Raw genomic sequence first — 15,960 nt, 5'->3', positions numbered from 1 at the left:
GCAGAACTGTAGCTTGACACCCGCTTTCGCGCCTCCTACCCTTATTTAATGGAAGTGCGCTTAACTCCCGATCAGGAAGCGTTTGTCCGCCAAGGCATTGCTGCCGGGCGATTTCGTAGTGAGGCCGATGCCGTTGCAGAGGCCTTGTCGCTGTGGGAGGAGCGGGAGCGTACCCGGGCCGAAATTCTTACGGCGGTGGACGCGGCCGAGGCTTCGCTTGCCCGGGGCGAAGGGTGCGTGATTGCGACTGAACAGGACGCGCGAGATTTGGCGAATAAGGTAAGCCAGCGAGGACGAGCACGGCTAGAAGCCGAGCAAGCACGGCTTCGCTGATGGCGATCCGATACGGCCCGCAGATCGAAGCGGAGCTTGACGACATTTGGGTTTACATCGCTCAAGAGAGTGGCAGCATAGATATCGCCGAGCGTCTGGTCGCGTCGATAACCGAACACTTCTTTTTGCTATCCAAGCATCCTCAACTTGGCCGTCATCGCGACCATGATCTTCGCCCCGGACTGCGAAGTCTGTCGGTCGGCGGCTATGTCGTCATTTATCGCATCGAGAACCTGGACGTTGTGATTCTCCATGTGCTGCACGGTCGTCGCGATATCAAGACACTGCTAGAAAGCTAAGGAGGCTTACCCCGTACCAAAACAATCAACAGTCAAAATTCAACCATCAACAATTCTTCTCCGTGCCTTCGCGTCTCCGTGGTGAAATGAATTCTCGCTGAAATAAACTTCGGCGGAATTAACCATGGCCAAACGCGTTTCTGTCGATCGCTGGTTGTTTACCGTAACCATGCTGCTGGTTTTTGTCGGGCTGGTGATGGTGTTCTCGGCGTCGGCAGTGATGGCGCGCGAGCGTTTTGGCTCGGAGTATGCATTTCTATCGAAGCAGTTGATCTGGGCGGTCGCGGGACTCGCCGCCATGGTCGTCACCATGCGCGTGGACTATCGCCGCTATAAGCATCCCGCGCTGGTCTTTTCGCTGATGGGATTCACGACGCTGCTGCTGATTTCTGTCTTCTTCCTCGATCGCTCTCACAACACCCATCGCTGGATCCACGCCGGCGGCTTTTCCTTTCAGCCATCGGAGCTGGCCAAGCCCGTTCTGATTCTGTTCCTCGCCTATTTTCTCGAGAGCCGCGCCAAGACTATCGACGATGTGCGGAACACGCTGCTGCCCGCGGCCACGCCGGTGCTCGTGTGTCTCGGGCTGATCGTACTGCAGCCCGATCTCGGCACCGCGATCGCTTGCGCCGGAATCGCGGCTTGCATTTTGTATGTCGCTGGAATGCGCCTGCGCTACTTCGCTTATGCATTTGGTGCGTCGCTGCTGCCGCTGTATTTTCTGATTTTTCACGTCGCTTTCCGGCGCGCCCGCATCCTGGCGTTTCTGAACCCCTACGCCGATAGCCAGAAGACCGGCTTCCACATTATTCAGTCGCTCATCGCCGTGGGCACCGGTGGCGTGACCGGCACTGGTCTGATGGAGGGCAAACAGAAGCTCTTCTATCTCCCAGAGCCGCACACCGATTTTATTTTCGCCGTCACCGCCGAGGAACTGGGCCTGGTCGGGGCGCTGTTCGTGGTCACACTGTTCGCCATATTTCTCTGGCGGGGCATGCGCGCTTCCTGGCGCACTGAAGACCTTTTCGGCCGCTACCTCGCCGTCGGCATCACCAGTATGGTCGTGCTGCAAGCCTTCATCAACATCAGCGTGGTCCTCGGCCTGATGCCAACCAAGGGCATCCCGCTGCCGCTGGTCTCGTATGGAGGATCGTCGCTGTTCGTGACATTGGCGTGCGTGGGCGTGTTGCTGAATATCACGAAGCAGGCAGAATAGAGCCCGCCGGAGCCCTCTTTCGATCCGGTCTAGTATACTTTCCACCTGCCATGACTGGCCCTGGCTCTTCGGCGGGACGGATTCTGAGGATCGTTGCGGGCACCGGGTTTCACCTGGCCTTTTGTTTATTTGCCAGTTTTGTTCTCACAGTAGCAATTACCCTTATCATTACCGCAATTTCCTTTGGCGAGGCAAGGAATACCGAGCTCGTTCTGGGGAGCACGGCGAGTGCGCTGGCAGCTGCGTTTGCAGCGCCAAGATGGTTTCGCGGCTCGGCACCTTGGGTCAGCGTCTTCGGGCTATTGGCCCTATTTGCCGGCGGCCAGGAACTGTATCTAGGATGGAGCCCAACCTGGTCGCATCAGACTCGCACCGACTACGTACTGTCACAGTTGTTCGGACTTCGGCCTGGTTGCGGCGCCAGCGAGTGTCTCTATATGCTCTTCTTCGGATATCCGTTCGTATGCCTGACCACATATGCCGTGGTGGGCGCAGTTGCGCTAGCTCTTACTAAGAAGAAGGCGAGTACCTAAGCTTCTATGCGCCTTACGTGTCCCCGAATCCAGTCCAGAATTTTGCCGAACCGAAACTCCCGACGTTCCAGCGAACCCTCGATAAAGGAGTGTCCCTCCGCGGCGGTTACTTCCAGATATAAACCGTTGCGGCGAAGAAAAACGTCGGCAGCGGTGAATGCGATGCGCTTGTTGCCGTCGATAAAGCCATGATTCATGCCTAGGGATTCCATCAAGGCGGCAGCCTCTTCCTCAATGGAATCGTAGTAGCCCGTCTGTGGACGAAATACCGCCGCCTCGATGGCCCCCGCATCGCGAACGCCATGAAGCCCACCAAACAGCTCAATCAGCCGATGCTGCATGCGGTAGACTTCAGCTACCGTCAGGTACTCAGGCATCTTATTTGGCCAGCCGCTCCAGCAATTCGCGGTTGCGAGCGACCGACTCTTCGAAGGCGTCCATGACTTCGCGACGCACGAGATGCTGCGATGGTACGACGTTATGAAGGTAGAAGCGTAATGCCTGCTCCAGCACGTGGCGCTTGGTCTGCCCGTTGCGGTCGGCCGTATCGACCAATTCTTTGTAGAGGGTGGCGTCAATCTCGGGGGTGAACTTCTTGGTTGCGGTCATGATCTGTTAGATTCTCTCCGTTTATTATATTGCTTTCTATTGATAAATCAAGATACATCATGATATTGCGTAGATAGTTGAAAAAGGATGGTTTATATTCACCACATGCGGGCAATCCTGGCGGGCGGCGGCACGGGAGGTCACGTCATCCCCGCGCTGGCCATCGCCAATCAACTCAAGAAAAGTTACGACGCCGAAGTGCTATTCATTGGAACGGCGCGCGGCATCGAGAACCGGCTCGTCCCCGCGGCGGGATTTTCTCTGCAATTAGTGCGCGTCGGCGCGTTGAAAAATGTCAGCCTTACCACGCGCCTGAAAACAGCTTTCGACCTACCCCGCGCACTCTGGGATGCATCCCGTATGCTCAACGAATTCGCCCCAGACGTGGTGATCGGCGTCGGCGGATACGCTTCCGGTCCGGCCATGCTGGCCGCGATCATCAAACACATCCCGACGCTCGCCTTCGAGCCTAACGTTGTACCGGGATTCGCCAATCGTATGGTCGCGCGATTCGTTTCAGGGGCAGCGGTGCATTTCGAGGAGACGGCCGAATATTTTCGTCACGCCGAAGTGACGGGCGTGCCGGTGCGGCAGGCATTTTTCGAGATCGTACCTAAACGCGTTGGCGCTCCCACCCTGCTGGTGTTCGGCGGCAGCCAGGGCGCCCACGCCATTAATGACGCCATGATGCGCTGCCTGCCGGTTTTGCAGCGCGAGGCGCCGGGCATTCACATCATTCACCAGACCGGCGAACGTGATTATAATGACGCGCTGGCGGCGTACGAGCGCTTGGGCGAGTCCGCCCCGATCTTCACGTTTGAAGTTTTCAAGTTCATCGAAGACATGCCGGCAGCGTTTGCCCGCGCCGACCTCGTGGTCTGCCGCTCGGGTGCGAGCACGGTCGCAGAAATTGCTGCGGCCCGCAAGCCGGCAGTCTTCGTTCCGTTCCCACGCGCGGCCGACGATCATCAACGCGTCAATGCCGAAGCGCTGGCGCGTCACGGAGCGGCCGTCGTGGTCGAGGAGTCGAAGCTGGAGGGAGTCTGGCTGGCGGAGACGATTGCCGCATTGTTACAAGATGCGGCACGCCTGCGGAAAATGAGCCAGGCCGCGCGGGAGTTATCGCATCCCAACGCGGCACGTGACATCGCAGCAATGGCCGCGCGGTTGGCCGGAATTGAAGACCCGGCCACGGTTTAACACGGATTTTCACGGATATTTCTTTCCTTTGTTTTTTGATCCGTGTGAATCCGCGTAAATCCGTGGCTAAGAATTTAGCCTTGTATGTTTGCCAAAATTCAGCGCATTCATTTCGTCGGCATTGGCGGAATCGGCATGAGCGGCATTGCCGAGGTGCTGCTGAATCTCGGGTACAAAGTCTCCGGCTCAGATCTGAAGAGTTCCACGGTGGCGCAACGGCTGGCCAGCCTGGGCGCGACAGTCTTTGAGGGACATCGCGCGGAAAATATCGCTGGCGCCGAAGTGGTCGTTACCAGTTCTGCCATCGCTGCGGAAAATCCTGAAGTCACTGAAGCCCACAAGCTGCACATTCCGGTCATTCAACGCGCAGAGATGCTCGCCGAGCTGATGCGGCTGAAATACGGCATTGCCATTGCCGGCATGCACGGCAAGACGACCACCACTTCGATGGTCGCCGCAGTGTTGGCCGCAGGCGGGCTCGACCCGACCGTCGTAGTCGGCGGCCGTGTCGATGCCATGGGATCGAACGCGCGGTTGGGAAAATCTCAATATCTCGTCGCCGAGGCCGATGAAAGCGATCGGTCCTTTCTCAAGTTGAGTCCCATACTTTCGGTGGTTACCAACATCGACCGCGAGCACATGGACACCTACCGCAACATGCGCGACGTGAAAAAAACATTTCTCGACTTCATGGATCGCGTACCCTTCTACGGGATGATCGTGGCCTGCAACGACGATCCGCTGCTGCGGCGTCTGTTGCCGGACGTCCAGCGGCGCACGGTGACGTATGGAACCAAGCGCGGGTCGGATTTCCTGATCAAAATCCCCACCCTTCGACAAGCTCAGGGCAGGCTTTCTGCCGCAAAGGACGCGGGAGAAATGGGGCGCCCACAGAATCTTTTTCGCGTGACCTACCGAACCAATGATCTCGGCGAGTTCACGCTACACGTGCCCGGGGTGCATAACGTTCTCAACGCGACCGCGGCCATTGCGGTGGGCGTGGGCCTCGATATCGACGGCGAAGCCATTCGCTCCGCGCTCGATCAATTCCGCGGCGTCGATCGCCGCTTCCAGTTGCGCGGACGCGCCGCCGGAGTGAGCGTCATCGACGATTACGGCCACCATCCCACCGAGATCAAAGCGACTCTCGCTGCCGCGCGGCAGTGCGGATTTCGGCGGGTGCATGTTATTTTTCAGCCGCATCGCTATACTCGGACGCGCGACCTGCTTGAGGAATTTACGACCGCCTTCGCCGACGCCGATTCGCTCTCCGTGCTCGACATCTACGCCGCGAGCGAGCCGCCGATCGAAGGCGTGACTGGCGAAGTGCTGGCGCAGCGCATCCGCGAGAAAAACGCGAAGAACACACGGTACGCGGCCTCTTTCGGAGACGCCGTAGAAGCCGCCGCCAACGTCGCCGAAGACGGGGACATGATTCTGACGCTGGGTGCAGGCAGTGTCTCGCAGTTAGGACCGATGATTGTCGAAAAGCTGAAGGAGCGCGAGGCGGCGCGGCATGGCGCAGCTTCCTCCGAAGAAAAAGGAGCCTAAACTACGAACGGCAAGAAGTAACACCAGGACTATGATTTCCCCGATTTTCGCTTGGTGGGGCTTCGGAGCGGGGCTTCGTGGTTGAGCATCTGAAAAAATCATTCGCGTGTCGGAGCCGGAAAGTCCAAGTCGCTGTAAGATGTGAGCCGCGGTTCGGGAGGAACAATTGAAGATCAAGAATCGGCTTCAGTCTCATAGCTTGTCCGCAGATGCAGTTTCGCGCCGTGAATTCCTCGGCCAATCGGCCGCCGCGGCGATTGGATTCTCCATCGTTCCGCGACACGTGCTTGGTGGCGTCGGATTTATTCCTCCCAGCGACAAGGTGAACATCGCTTTCATCGGCGTCGGCGCGCAGGGCCTGCGTGTCATGCTGCATTTTCTCAATGAGCCCGACGTGCAGGGCGTCGCCGTCTGCGACGTCACTAAATCCGGCGCGAACTATCCGCAGTGGGATACGCACGAGTTCTGCAAGTCGGTCCGCAAATTGATTGGCGTCGATAGTGGATGGGATTGGCTCAGTCCCGATCAGCCCCTTCAGTTGAGTCATACGCTGGCGGTGACTACTGGCGTGGCCGGCCGTGAGCCTTGCCAGAAAATTGTTGAAGGCTACTACGGCTCGAAACAGCGGTCCGGAAAGTACAGCGGCTGCGCGGCCTACATCGACTTCCGCGAGTTGCTTGAGAAACAGAAAGATCTGGACGCCGTTGTCGTCTGCACCACCGACAATCTGCATGCAGTGGTTTCTGCCGCGGCCATGAGGAAGGGCAAACATGTTTTCTGCCAGAAGCCGCTGACGCACACCATCTACGAGGCGCGTCGCGTCGCCGAAATTGCCCGCGAGACCGGCGTCGCTACGCAGATTGCCGTCGCCAACCAGGCCTCCGAATCCACCCGCCAGCTCTGCGAATGGATTTGGGACGGCGCCATCGGCCCGGTGCGCGAGGTGTATAACTGGTCGAGCCGACCCTTCTGGCCGCAAGGCATAGAGCGTCCCAAGGAAACTGATCCGGTGCCCGAAGGTTTGGATTGGGATCTTTGGCTCGGCCCGGCGCAGGAGCGGCCTTTCAACCACGCATATCTTCCGTTCGTCTGGCGCGGCTGGGCTGATTTCGGTTGCGGCGCGCTCGGCGACATGGGCTCTTACAGCTTCGACACAATTTTTCGCGTACTGAAACTGGAAGCTCCGTCCAGCGTTGAATCGAGTTCCAGCGATCGCTACGACGAAACGTATCCGCTAGCCTCGATCGTGCGCTATAACTTCCCGGCGCGTGGCGACATGCCGCCCGTGAAGTTCACCTGGTATGACGGCGGCCTGAAGCCGGCGCGCCCCGCCGATCTGGAACAAAATCGTCCATTCCAGAACGAGAAAGAAGGAGAGGTGGGGGAGGGGCTGCTCTTCGTCGGCGACCGCGGTAAAATCCTGTGCACCTTTAACGGCGGCAATCCGCAAATTATTCCCCAGTCGAAAATGGATGCCTACAAGCAGCCGCCGAAAACCTTGCCGCGCTCGCCCGGCAACGAGCGCGAATGGCTCGATGCCTGCAAAGGCGGCAAAGTAAAGCCGGGCGGCAATTTTGAGTTCGAGGGTCTGGTCACGGAAACGCTGCTGCTCGGAAACGTGGTGTCGCGGATGGGCCAAACACTGACGTGGGATCGCGCAAACCTGGCGGTGAACTCCGTCAAAGCGCAAACGTATGTCCGTCCCGAACGCCGCAAGGGATGGGAGTTGTAGGGAAGCTGTCAGCTATCAGCCATCAGCTGTCAGCAATCGGTCGCTCGAAGCCAGGGCCGGAAGCCTAGAGCCGGAAGCCGGCCGGGGCAGCGCCGGGTGGCAGTGGCATAAAACGAACGAGTCCCGTGAGGGACGGCACTGAATTATCAAGGAGCAATCCATGTCCGCAACACGACGAGAATTCCTCAAGACCGCCGCCACCTGCACGGCCGCAACAGTTGTTTCCAGCGCCCTCAAACTCGGCGCCAATCCGCTGGGCATGCCCATCGGTTGCCAGACCTGGCCCGTGCGGGAATCCATCGCCAAAGATTTTCCCGGCACCATCAAGCAACTCGCCGCCGCTGGATTTCAGAGGATCGAACTGTGCTCGCCTGTAGGCTACGAGGAATTCGGCTTCGGCGGACTCGCCAAATATAAAGGCCCCGAGCTGCGCAAAATTCTGGCCGAGGCCGGAGTCAGTTGCATCAGTTCGCACTTCGGCATCGACGAACTCAGGAAGGATCAGGCTCGCGCCATTGCCTGGGCCAAAGACGTCGGCCTCACCCAGATGCTGGTTCCCAGCCTCGGCGGCCCCAAGAATCCCACGATGGACGATGTTAAAAAAGCCGCCGACGAATACAACAAAATAGGCGAACAGGCCGCCAAAGCCGGGATTCAGCAGGGACTGCATAATGAAGACTTCGAAGTCTCAACCGTCGACGGCAAACGCACGTATGACGTGCTGTTCGAGTTGCTCGATCCCAAGCTGGTCCAATTCCAATTTCAGGTATCGACTATCGCCCAGGGATTCGACGCCGCCGAATATTTCAATAAATATCCCGGCCGTTTCGTCTCTATGCACGTGCAAGGTTGGTCGGCCGCGACCAAGAAAGTCGCACCCGTCGGTCAGGATTCTTTGGACTGGAAGAGAATTTTCAGCGCGGCCAAAACCGGCGGCATCAAGAACTACTTTGTCGAAATGAATCTCGATTTTATGAAAGCCAGCGTGCCGTACCTGCGCAGTCTGCAGGTTTGACCCGCCATTTTTCCTGGAACTTTAATTCTCTTTCGCCCGTACTTACCTTTGCTAACGGATTTCGCCTCGCTTCGTCTATTCAGCCATAAGGGGTTACGGCAATGAAAATCACACAAGCGTGGGGATGGTTGGTTGCCGGCGTGCTAGCCGCAGGATTGAACGCCGGTTATCACGACGGCGGCCTCGAATGGGCGCACCAACTTGCCGACCGCGTCCAGAATCGCGCGGAGATGGTGATCGACCGGGCCTCCGAAGGTGCAGAGCGGCTCGTGGCGCAGGCGCAGATGATCGCGGCACGAAACGAAACAGATTCCTGCCGTTTGTCTGGCGCGCTGGCGCAGCTTCAGAGCCGGATTGACCGGACCATGGCCACGAAAACAAGAATCGCCGACAACAGTCTCGACCGCTCCCAGCGAGCCTTCGACCGTTTTGAAGCCATGTCTGCTCGCGAACAGGCGCGACAACAAGCTCATCTCGACCGGTTCCTGGCCTCACGCGCAAGGATGCAGGCCAGAATCGCCGTTCAGGCGGCTCACATGCGGATGGCGGCGTTTGCTCCGACCGCCGTTAAAGTGGCTCCTATGGCTTGTCCGCGAGTGCACGTGAGTGTTCCGCGGATGCCGACGATTAAGGTTCCGGCGATTCCTGAAATGCACATCGAGACGGGGGCGGGCCCGGTTTAGCAGGCGAATTAGTTTTTCTTTGACTTTTGCCTCCCGGCAAACACTCGAAGATGAGAGCAGCGCGAAAAGCTGTCCCAGCCCCTTTTTTCAATCTCCTGATCTTTATTGGTCATTCCTCGTCGCCTTCGCTCCCCGGAATGACAAACTCAACCACGGGTGACCGCACGGCCCCGTCGTGCCCGTTCCCAATCCGGTTCCCGCCTGTGCAAAAGAATCCATCTTTTATCTTTCTCAACGCCGACAATGAAGCTATATTAAAGAGGCTCAGCGATTCCTCGACGACAACTGTCCTGAACTGATGGCGCGTAAATCCAGCGGCACCATCTTGCAGGAGGAGTTGTACCCATCCAGCCCGGAAACGTTTCGGGAAGCGCCTGCGCTCGACGACGCGCGCCTGGTCGATCTGGATGTAGACGAAGAATCGCCATTTCTGCGCGGGCAAAAGCGCGTCTCCGCCCGTCGCAGCTCACTTCCGAAGAAAACTGCCAACCGCCTGTTGTGGGCTTCAATCGTTGCCGCCGTTCTCTGCGTTGTCGCCATCGCCGTGGCCGGGCTTTACGAATATGGCGAACGCTCCTGGCGTTTCCGCGTCGACTCCAGCGACAACATCGACGTTACCGGCATGCAGAACGTGACCAAGGCGCAAATCATGGAAGTAATGGGCGCCGACATCGGGCGCAACATTTTCTTCATCCCGCTGGCTCAGCAAAAATCGCAGCTCGAACAGATTCCGTGGGTCGAATCGGCGAGCGTGATGCGCTTCGTCCCCAACCGCCTGCAAGTTGAAATTCACGAGCGCACGCCCGTGGCCTTCGCGCGCGTCGGCCCGCGAATTTTCCTGATCGATGCCGGCGGCACGCTGATGGAGTTGCCACATCAGCACAAATACTCCTTTCCCGTGATTCTCGGCATGAATCCCGGCGAGCCGCTTTCCACCCGCGCCCCGCGCATGAAGGCCTACAACGAACTTGTACAGGACCTCGACTCCGCGGGCGCACGCTACTCGCAGGATCTAAGCGAAGTGGATCTCACCGATCTCGACAATGTGAAAGTGCGCGTCAACGATCCCGCGGGCGACGTTCTGGTCGAACTCGGCCCGTCGGATTTTCTAAAGCGCTACAAAACGTATGTCAGTCATGTTCAGGAATGGCGGCAACAATTTCAAAAACTGGAGTCGGTAAATCTGCGCTATGACAATCAGGTGATCGTCAATCCTGACATAGAAGGTCATCCAAAACAGCTCGTCCTGGCGGCGTCCGCGGCGAAAGCAGCGGCGGCCGCGGGTGTGAAGCCGGCGGCGCTGATTACCCGCGTTCCTCCGCATGACGCCACGGTTCCCAAGTCTCTGCCCCGGCCTGCTTTCGAGTTGACCGAGAAAAAACTTGATCCGAAGGCCGCGGCTGCGAAAAAGCCGGCGTCGAAAACAAAGGCCAAGAAATCCATCGACAATCCGAAGGCTCGTGCTGTTAAGAGACCGACACCTAAAGCCTCAGCAGCGAACGGGAAGACGACAGGAGCGGGGACGAAGACTGCGGCTTCCCGGAGAACCGATGCGAAGGCGTCGGCGAAATCCGCGCCGTCCGCAACGGGGAAAACCGTCATTCCGAAGCCCAGTCCGGCGATTGCAAAGCAACCGGCGAATGATATTTCAGATTAGAACCGAATCTAAGAATTGGAAGCGGATTTCAGATTGATTGGTCGAGGAATTCATAAGCGATGGGGAACCAGCAAGGAAGCTTTCTGACGGCGATCGACGTAGGCAGTGCCAAGACCTGCGCGCTGATGGCGGAGTTGAGCGACACCGGCCTGCGCTACCGCGGACACGGCGTTGCCGAATCGCGCGGCTCGCGCAAAGGCGTCATCGTCGAACTTGACAAGGCCGTCGACGCCATCCAAAAAGCGTGCGAGGCCGCGGAAGATGTTGCCGGAGCTCCGGTAGAGAACGCCATCGTCGGCATCGGCGGAGCGCACGTTCGCGGCGTGAATAGTCACGGCGGCATCAGCCTGGGCACGCGTCCGCGCGAAATCGGACGCGACGAGATCAAGCAGGCCGTCGATCGCGCCCGCGCCATTCCTCTGCCCACCGACCGCGAAATTCTTCATCTGCTGCCGCAGGAGTTTATTCTCGACGATCAGTCCGGAGTGCACGACCCGCTGGGTATGATGGCCGCGCGCCTCGAAGTGCGAGTGCACATGGTGACCGCCGCCACCAGCGCCACGCAAAACGTGATCACGGCGGTGAACCGAGCAGGTGTGCACGTTGACGATACGGTCTTCGAGCCCCTCGCAGCCGCCGATTCGGTGCTGCGCAACGACGAGCGCGAGCTCGGCGTGTGCCTCGCCGACATCGGCGCGGGATCGACCGAACTGATTGTTTTTCAGCAGGGTGGTGTCGCTTTTACTGGCGTGATCCCCGTCGGCGGAGATCATTTCACCAGCGACCTTTCCGTCGGCCTATGCACGCCGCTCGCCGAGGCGGAAAAAATAAAAAAAATCTACGGCAACGCCATCGTCACTCTGATTCCCGAAGGCAATGAAGTCGAAGTTCCTTCGGTCGGCGATCGTCCGTCGCGCCTGATGCCGCAGCGCCTGGTCGCGGAAATTCTCGAGCCCCGCGCGCGAGAGTTATTCGAGATGATGCGCGAGCAACTACGTCACAGCGGAATGTTCGACCGCTGCCTCGCCGGCATCGTCCTCACCGGCGGCGCGTCGCGGCTGCCCGGAATCTTCGACGTAGCCGAGTCGGTTCTGCGCCGCTCGGTGCGGCTTTCATGGCCCGCGCCGCTGGCGAAGATGCCGTCGACGTTATCGGAACCCGAATTCGCCACCGTGCTCGGCATGGTGAACTACGGCCAGCGCGCGAGAATCGCTCGCGGCCTGCAAGAGGATCGATGGGGAACGAGATTGAAAGCGATGTTAGTGGGAAAGGGAGCGTAGAACAGTCGTCGGTCGTCAGTCGTTGGTCGTCGGCAACACCGGGTTCAATTTGCCGACGACCGACGACTGACGACTAACGACTAATAAGCAACGATCAAAACATCCGAGGCAGACTTATGACCAACGATTCCAGCATTCGCATCAGCTTCAACGAAGACACCCGCAACGACGCCAAGATTAAAGTGATCGGCGTGGGCGGCGGCGGCGGCAATGCGGTCAACCGCATGATCGATGCCGGCGTTGAAGGCATTGAATTCATTGTCGCCAACACCGACCTGCAGGCGCTGCGCATGTCGCACGCGCCCGTGAAATTGCAACTTGGTGTGAAGCTGACCAACGGCCTTGGCGCAGGCGCGAACCCTGAAGTCGGCCGCAAAGCCGCGCTCGAAGATTCCGACAAAATTATCGAAGCCCTCGAAGGCGCCGACATGGTGTTCGTCACTACCGGCCTCGGCGGCGGCACTGGCACCGGAGCCGCTCCCATCATCGCGTCGCTGGCCTGCGAAATGGGCGCGCTCACGGTGGCAGTCGTCACGAAGCCGTTTTCGTTTGAAGGCAAACGCCGCATGCAGCAAGCTGAGCGCGGTATTGCCGAACTCATGGAGTCGGTCGATACGACCATCGTCATTCCCAACGAAAAACTGCTGGCCGTCGCCGAAGATGCCGGCTTCTTCGAATCCTTCCGCATCGCCGACGACATTCTTCGCCAGGGCGTGCAGGGCATCTCCGACATCATTACCATTCCCGGCATCATCAACCGCGACTTCGCCGACGTGAAGACCATCATGGCGCGAATGGGATATGCGGTCATGGGCACGGCCTCGGCCAGCGGCCCCCAGCGCACGATCGAGGCCGCGCAGAAAGCTATTGCGTCGCCGCTGCTCGAAGCCGGAGCCATCGATGGCGCGCGCGGCATTCTCATCAACATTACTGGATCGACGTCGCTCAAACTCGCCGAAGTGCAGCAGGCGTGCACTATTATTCAGAGCGCCGCCCACGAAGACGCCAACATCATCTTCGGCGCTGTCATGGACGAGAAGATGAAAGATGCGGTCAAAATTACCGTGATCGCCACCGGCTTCCGCGAAGCTCCGACCTCGCGCCATCGCGCGCCCGAAGTTCGCACCTCGTTCGCGGCAGCGCATGAGGACGCGATGGAATTTCCCGAACAGCAGAGTTCGTCGGACCCCATGCCCGCGGTTATGCCCAAGCACATTATGGAGTCATCGGTTTCTGAAGACACCATGTCGGCCGACTTCGTGAATGATGACCACCACTACGCGGACGACGTAGCCCCCGAACCGATCGCGCATGCGTCCGATCGCATGGCCGGCGAAGTGATCTCGCTCGACACCATGCGCAGCGCCATCGTCACGAATATGTCCTCAAATTTCGAGCAGGACGACCTCGACGTGCCGGCATTTCTGCGCAAGCGCAATGAGGTGATGTGACCTGCGAGACTCTTGATTTCCGGACGCACTGTGTCCAGAAAACGGGATGAGGCCTAAGAAATCTATTTCTTACCCGGGGGGGATTTCGGCGGGGGTGGCGGTGGGGGAGGCGGGCGGAATGCGCTTAGGAATCGGAGGCCAACTCTTGTAGGCATCGTGGGTCTTCGTCATGCAGCTGATGTCAACCCATGCTGTTGTTCGACATAGTTCTGCCACTTGAGCATCGTGCGGCTCTTGTTGGGAATAGCCAGGCTACTTTTCGAGAGCTCGGATTCCCTTTCCTCGACTTCAATTAGGCGTACAGGGGCGTCGTCCGAATACATCTCCTCCCACAGAGATTTGTATTCGCTGGCAAGCTTGTTCCATCGGAAATGCAGATCAGCGCATTCGGTGACTCGTTTCTGATTCTGTTGAAGGAGCATGCAAAAACTTACGCCAGCGGTTAGTAGAGCGAGGGCCGGTTTCACCCATTGTAGATCTGATGGGAGCCAATCGGTGATGAATGTGGCCGCCGCGCCGGAGGAAAGCAAGAGAGTCATCCAAGTCAGGATTTTCTGTTGGGTCTGGTAGTGCTGCGCCATATCGGCGAAATAGTTGGCACGAATTTCGGAGCCAATCCAGCCTTCCCACACATCTCTCTGTTTGAGTTCGGATAGCATACGTTCATTCTAGCTTGGTTGTGAAGAGTGTACAAAGACCCAAGATGCCATCGCTCTCAGATACACGGATTTTGATATGGCCTTGGGAAATTTCTCAGGTAGGAAAAGCTTTTCACCCCGGAAGAACCTTTCCAGTAACCGGGTAACGCGTTACCGAAGGCACTCGGCCCGACGTAATCGCCTCGCAACCCATTGTTCCATAATGGGTTAAAGTAAAAATAATGTTTTTCGCGATGGAAATTTTTCCGTTGCCAGAATTGCAACAACTCCCTTACTATCAGCACAGTTCAATGATCTGGCCGGTTACTGTCTGCTGGCAATCTGCGTGCATCGAACTCCGTACAAGTATCCGGGGAGTGAATCAGGGGAGTGAATCAGCAAGATGTCGAAAGCAACGAGGCTGCTTCGTCGATTGGTTTTCTCGCTGGTGGCGTACTTGGCGCTCGCGAGCGTGAGCTTTGCGGCACACATCAATACCAGCGCGCACGCCACCAAGAAAACAACGAACTCCAAGCTTGGCGAAAAAAAGATCTCTGAAACTCCGCACACGCGGCGTCGCCTGCACCATCTCGCGCGCAGCCGCAGTGCGACGCCCGTCACTCGGGTCTCTGCATCGACTCGCCGCCATCGCTATTACGAGCGCTTTCACATGAGTTCGTTCGCCGAAGACATTACCGCCGGAGACATCACCACTGGAGAAGATCCGGTCGTCCGCCAGGCCGCGGTTGACGCGCTGGGCAACATGAATGGCACTGTCGTCGCCATCGAACCCACCAGCGGACGTGTTCTCGCCATGGTCAACCAGAGACTGGCGCTCTCCAGCGGGGCGCAGCCTTGCTCGACCATCAAACTCTCCGTCGCTCTGGCCGCCCTCAGCGAAGGCGTGGTCTCGAAAGAAACCGAAGTTGCGCTCGGCGGCCGCAGCCGCATGAATTTAACCACCGCCATCGCCCACTCCAACAATGCATATTTCGAGGCTCTCGGTCGCAGGCTCGGTTTCGAAAAAGTTGCCTACTATGCCCACGAATACGGGCTGGGCGAACTCGCCGGCTACGACATTCCCGGCGAGCAGCTCGGCAGCTATCCCGATGAGCCAATCTCCGATAAGCTCGGCGGCGTCGGAAAAATGTGCTCTTTCGGCGAAGGCGTTTCCATGACGCCGCTGCAACTCGGCGCGATGGTCTCCGCCATCGCCAACGGCGGCACGCTCTATTATCTGCAACACCCAATCACGCCTGAAGAAGTCGCCGGCTTTCAGCCGCGCGTGAAGCGTCAGCTCGACATTGCCCCGATAATTCCCGAACTTTCTGACGGCATGGCCGGCGCCGTTCAATACGGTACCGCCCGCAGCCTGCGCCTGAACTTCAACGAAGAGGAAATTCTCGGCAAGACGGGAACCTGTTCTCACGCCGGAACCCGCTTCGGCTGGTTCGCCTCTTACGCCAACACCAGCGTCGGCCGCATCGTTGTGGTCGTCTTCCTGCAAGGCGGACGCCCCACCTTCGGTCCTAAGGCCGCCGAAATTGCAGGACGCATCTACCGCAATATGTACGATCACAACTTCTTCATCGCCGGCCCGGCCGCGCCGGCCGACACTGCCGCCGTGAAGACGGTTAGCACAACTCCATAACGATCTTTAATAGCCCTTAAAATCGCTTTCGCATAGAGACGTGTTCACCTACCTCTTTTGCCCTCTGAAATTCCCCTCGTTCTGTCACTTTCTTACCGATTTCTAACTCCAA

Annotated in this window: 16 protein-coding genes; 13 read left to right on the top strand and 3 right to left on the bottom strand. The window is 58.3% G+C overall.

Annotated elements, in window-relative coordinates; all coding sequences use genetic code 11:
• Positions 1-48 precede the first annotated feature (48 nt).
• The 4 genes from VGM18_10865 (at position 49) to VGM18_10850 (ending at position 2,381) form a co-directional block, all read left to right on the top strand.
• Entirely contained in the window at positions 49-333 is a 285-nt protein-coding gene (locus VGM18_10865; GenBank protein ID HEY3973497.1) for a type II toxin-antitoxin system ParD family antitoxin, read from the top strand.
• On the top strand, positions 333-632 hold the full coding sequence (locus tag VGM18_10860) for a type II toxin-antitoxin system RelE/ParE family toxin (protein ID HEY3973496.1): 300 nt from the start codon (positions 333-335) through the stop codon (positions 630-632). The genes VGM18_10865 and VGM18_10860 overlap by 1 nt, the downstream gene beginning before the upstream one ends.
• 124 nt (positions 633-756) lie before the next feature.
• A complete protein-coding gene (gene ftsW, locus VGM18_10855) occupies positions 757-1,848 on the top strand; it encodes a putative lipid II flippase FtsW (protein ID HEY3973495.1) in 1,092 nt (363 codons plus the stop codon).
• 50 nt (positions 1,849-1,898) lie between these two features.
• Positions 1,899-2,381 (top strand): hypothetical protein, encoded by a 483-nt coding sequence (locus VGM18_10850; protein ID HEY3973494.1) that lies wholly within the window; start codon positions 1,899-1,901, stop codon positions 2,379-2,381.
• On the opposite strand, the gene VGM18_10845 is transcribed toward VGM18_10850, so the two are convergent.
• Complete coding sequence (locus tag VGM18_10845) at positions 2,378-2,758, bottom strand: type II toxin-antitoxin system death-on-curing family toxin (protein HEY3973493.1); 381 nt, start codon at positions 2,756-2,758, stop codon at positions 2,378-2,380. The two genes, VGM18_10850 and VGM18_10845, sit on opposite strands and share 4 nt — an antisense overlap.
• A gap of 1 nt (position 2,759) precedes the next feature.
• The gene (locus tag VGM18_10840; GenBank protein ID HEY3973492.1) at positions 2,760-2,990 is read right to left on the bottom strand and encodes a hypothetical protein; all 231 of its coding nucleotides are present in this window, start codon (positions 2,988-2,990) and stop codon (positions 2,760-2,762) included.
• A 105-nt stretch (positions 2,991-3,095) separates the two neighbouring features.
• On the opposite strand from VGM18_10840, the gene murG reads away from it, so the two are divergent.
• The 8 genes from murG to ftsZ all read left to right on the top strand — a co-directional run bounded on the left by murG (position 3,096) and on the right by ftsZ (position 13,559).
• A complete protein-coding gene (murG, locus tag VGM18_10835; protein HEY3973491.1) occupies positions 3,096-4,190 on the top strand; it encodes an undecaprenyldiphospho-muramoylpentapeptide beta-N-acetylglucosaminyltransferase in 1,095 nt (364 codons plus the stop codon).
• Between the two features lie 84 nt (positions 4,191-4,274).
• Entirely contained in the window at positions 4,275-5,741 is a 1,467-nt protein-coding gene (gene murC, locus VGM18_10830) for a UDP-N-acetylmuramate--L-alanine ligase (GenBank protein ID HEY3973490.1), read from the top strand.
• Between the two features lie 166 nt (positions 5,742-5,907).
• A complete protein-coding gene (locus tag VGM18_10825) occupies positions 5,908-7,473 on the top strand; it encodes a Gfo/Idh/MocA family oxidoreductase (protein ID HEY3973489.1) in 1,566 nt (521 codons plus the stop codon).
• Positions 7,474-7,633: 160 nt separating this feature from the next.
• Positions 7,634-8,488 (top strand): sugar phosphate isomerase/epimerase, encoded by an 855-nt coding sequence (locus tag VGM18_10820; protein HEY3973488.1) that lies wholly within the window; start codon positions 7,634-7,636, stop codon positions 8,486-8,488.
• A gap of 101 nt (positions 8,489-8,589) precedes the next feature.
• Positions 8,590-9,171 carry a hypothetical protein gene (locus VGM18_10815; protein HEY3973487.1) on the top strand — a complete coding sequence of 194 codons (582 nt, stop codon included), beginning with the start codon at positions 8,590-8,592 and terminating at the stop codon, positions 9,169-9,171.
• A gap of 298 nt (positions 9,172-9,469) precedes the next feature.
• Complete coding sequence (locus tag VGM18_10810) at positions 9,470-10,828, top strand: FtsQ-type POTRA domain-containing protein (protein ID HEY3973486.1); 1,359 nt, start codon at positions 9,470-9,472, stop codon at positions 10,826-10,828.
• 59 nt (positions 10,829-10,887) lie between these two features.
• The gene (ftsA, locus tag VGM18_10805) at positions 10,888-12,108 is read left to right on the top strand and encodes a cell division protein FtsA (protein ID HEY3973485.1); all 1,221 of its coding nucleotides are present in this window, start codon (positions 10,888-10,890) and stop codon (positions 12,106-12,108) included.
• Positions 12,109-12,224: 116 nt separating this feature from the next.
• The gene (gene ftsZ, locus VGM18_10800; GenBank protein HEY3973484.1) at positions 12,225-13,559 is read left to right on the top strand and encodes a cell division protein FtsZ; all 1,335 of its coding nucleotides are present in this window, start codon (positions 12,225-12,227) and stop codon (positions 13,557-13,559) included.
• A gap of 167 nt (positions 13,560-13,726) precedes the next feature.
• Here ftsZ and VGM18_10795 read toward each other — a convergent pair whose 3' ends face one another.
• Positions 13,727-14,218 carry a hypothetical protein gene (locus VGM18_10795; protein ID HEY3973483.1) on the bottom strand — a complete coding sequence of 164 codons (492 nt, stop codon included), beginning with the start codon at positions 14,216-14,218 and terminating at the stop codon, positions 13,727-13,729.
• Positions 14,219-14,600: 382 nt separating this feature from the next.
• Here VGM18_10795 and VGM18_10790 point away from each other — a divergent pair, with 382 nt between their 5' ends.
• Entirely contained in the window at positions 14,601-15,848 is a 1,248-nt protein-coding gene (locus tag VGM18_10790) for a penicillin-binding transpeptidase domain-containing protein (protein HEY3973482.1), read from the top strand.
• The last annotated feature ends 112 nt before the right edge of the window (positions 15,849-15,960 follow it).

Source organism: Candidatus Sulfotelmatobacter sp., assembly GCA_036500765.1.
Taxonomy (GTDB): Bacteria; Acidobacteriota; Terriglobia; order Terriglobales; family Acidobacteriaceae; genus Sulfotelmatobacter.
This window is presented reverse-complemented; position numbering and strand designations above follow the sequence as displayed.

Bases quoted from the DNA above. Each gene is read 5' to 3' on its own strand.
- ftsZ (HEY3973484.1), top strand. From the start codon at position 12,225: ATGACCAACGATTCCAGCATTCGCATCAGCTTCAACGAAGACACCCGC.
- ftsA (HEY3973485.1), top strand. From the start codon at position 10,888: ATGGGGAACCAGCAAGGAAGCTTTCTGACGGCGATCGACGTAGGCAGT.
- VGM18_10850 (HEY3973494.1), top strand. From the start codon at position 1,899: ATGACTGGCCCTGGCTCTTCGGCGGGACGGATTCTGAGGATCGTTGCG.
- murC (HEY3973490.1), top strand. From the start codon at position 4,275: ATGTTTGCCAAAATTCAGCGCATTCATTTCGTCGGCATTGGCGGAATC.
- VGM18_10865 (HEY3973497.1), top strand. From the start codon at position 49: ATGGAAGTGCGCTTAACTCCCGATCAGGAAGCGTTTGTCCGCCAAGGC.
- murG (HEY3973491.1), top strand. From the start codon at position 3,096: ATGCGGGCAATCCTGGCGGGCGGCGGCACGGGAGGTCACGTCATCCCC.
- VGM18_10810 (HEY3973486.1), top strand. From the start codon at position 9,470: ATGGCGCGTAAATCCAGCGGCACCATCTTGCAGGAGGAGTTGTACCCA.
- VGM18_10795 (HEY3973483.1), bottom strand. From the start codon at position 14,218: ATGCTATCCGAACTCAAACAGAGAGATGTGTGGGAAGGCTGGATTGGC.
- VGM18_10840 (HEY3973492.1), bottom strand. From the start codon at position 2,990: ATGACCGCAACCAAGAAGTTCACCCCCGAGATTGACGCCACCCTCTAC.
- VGM18_10815 (HEY3973487.1), top strand. From the start codon at position 8,590: ATGAAAATCACACAAGCGTGGGGATGGTTGGTTGCCGGCGTGCTAGCC.
- VGM18_10790 (HEY3973482.1), top strand. From the start codon at position 14,601: ATGTCGAAAGCAACGAGGCTGCTTCGTCGATTGGTTTTCTCGCTGGTG.
- VGM18_10860 (HEY3973496.1), top strand. From the start codon at position 333: ATGGCGATCCGATACGGCCCGCAGATCGAAGCGGAGCTTGACGACATT.
- VGM18_10820 (HEY3973488.1), top strand. From the start codon at position 7,634: ATGTCCGCAACACGACGAGAATTCCTCAAGACCGCCGCCACCTGCACG.
- ftsW (HEY3973495.1), top strand. From the start codon at position 757: ATGGCCAAACGCGTTTCTGTCGATCGCTGGTTGTTTACCGTAACCATG.
- VGM18_10845 (HEY3973493.1), bottom strand. From the start codon at position 2,758: ATGCCTGAGTACCTGACGGTAGCTGAAGTCTACCGCATGCAGCATCGG.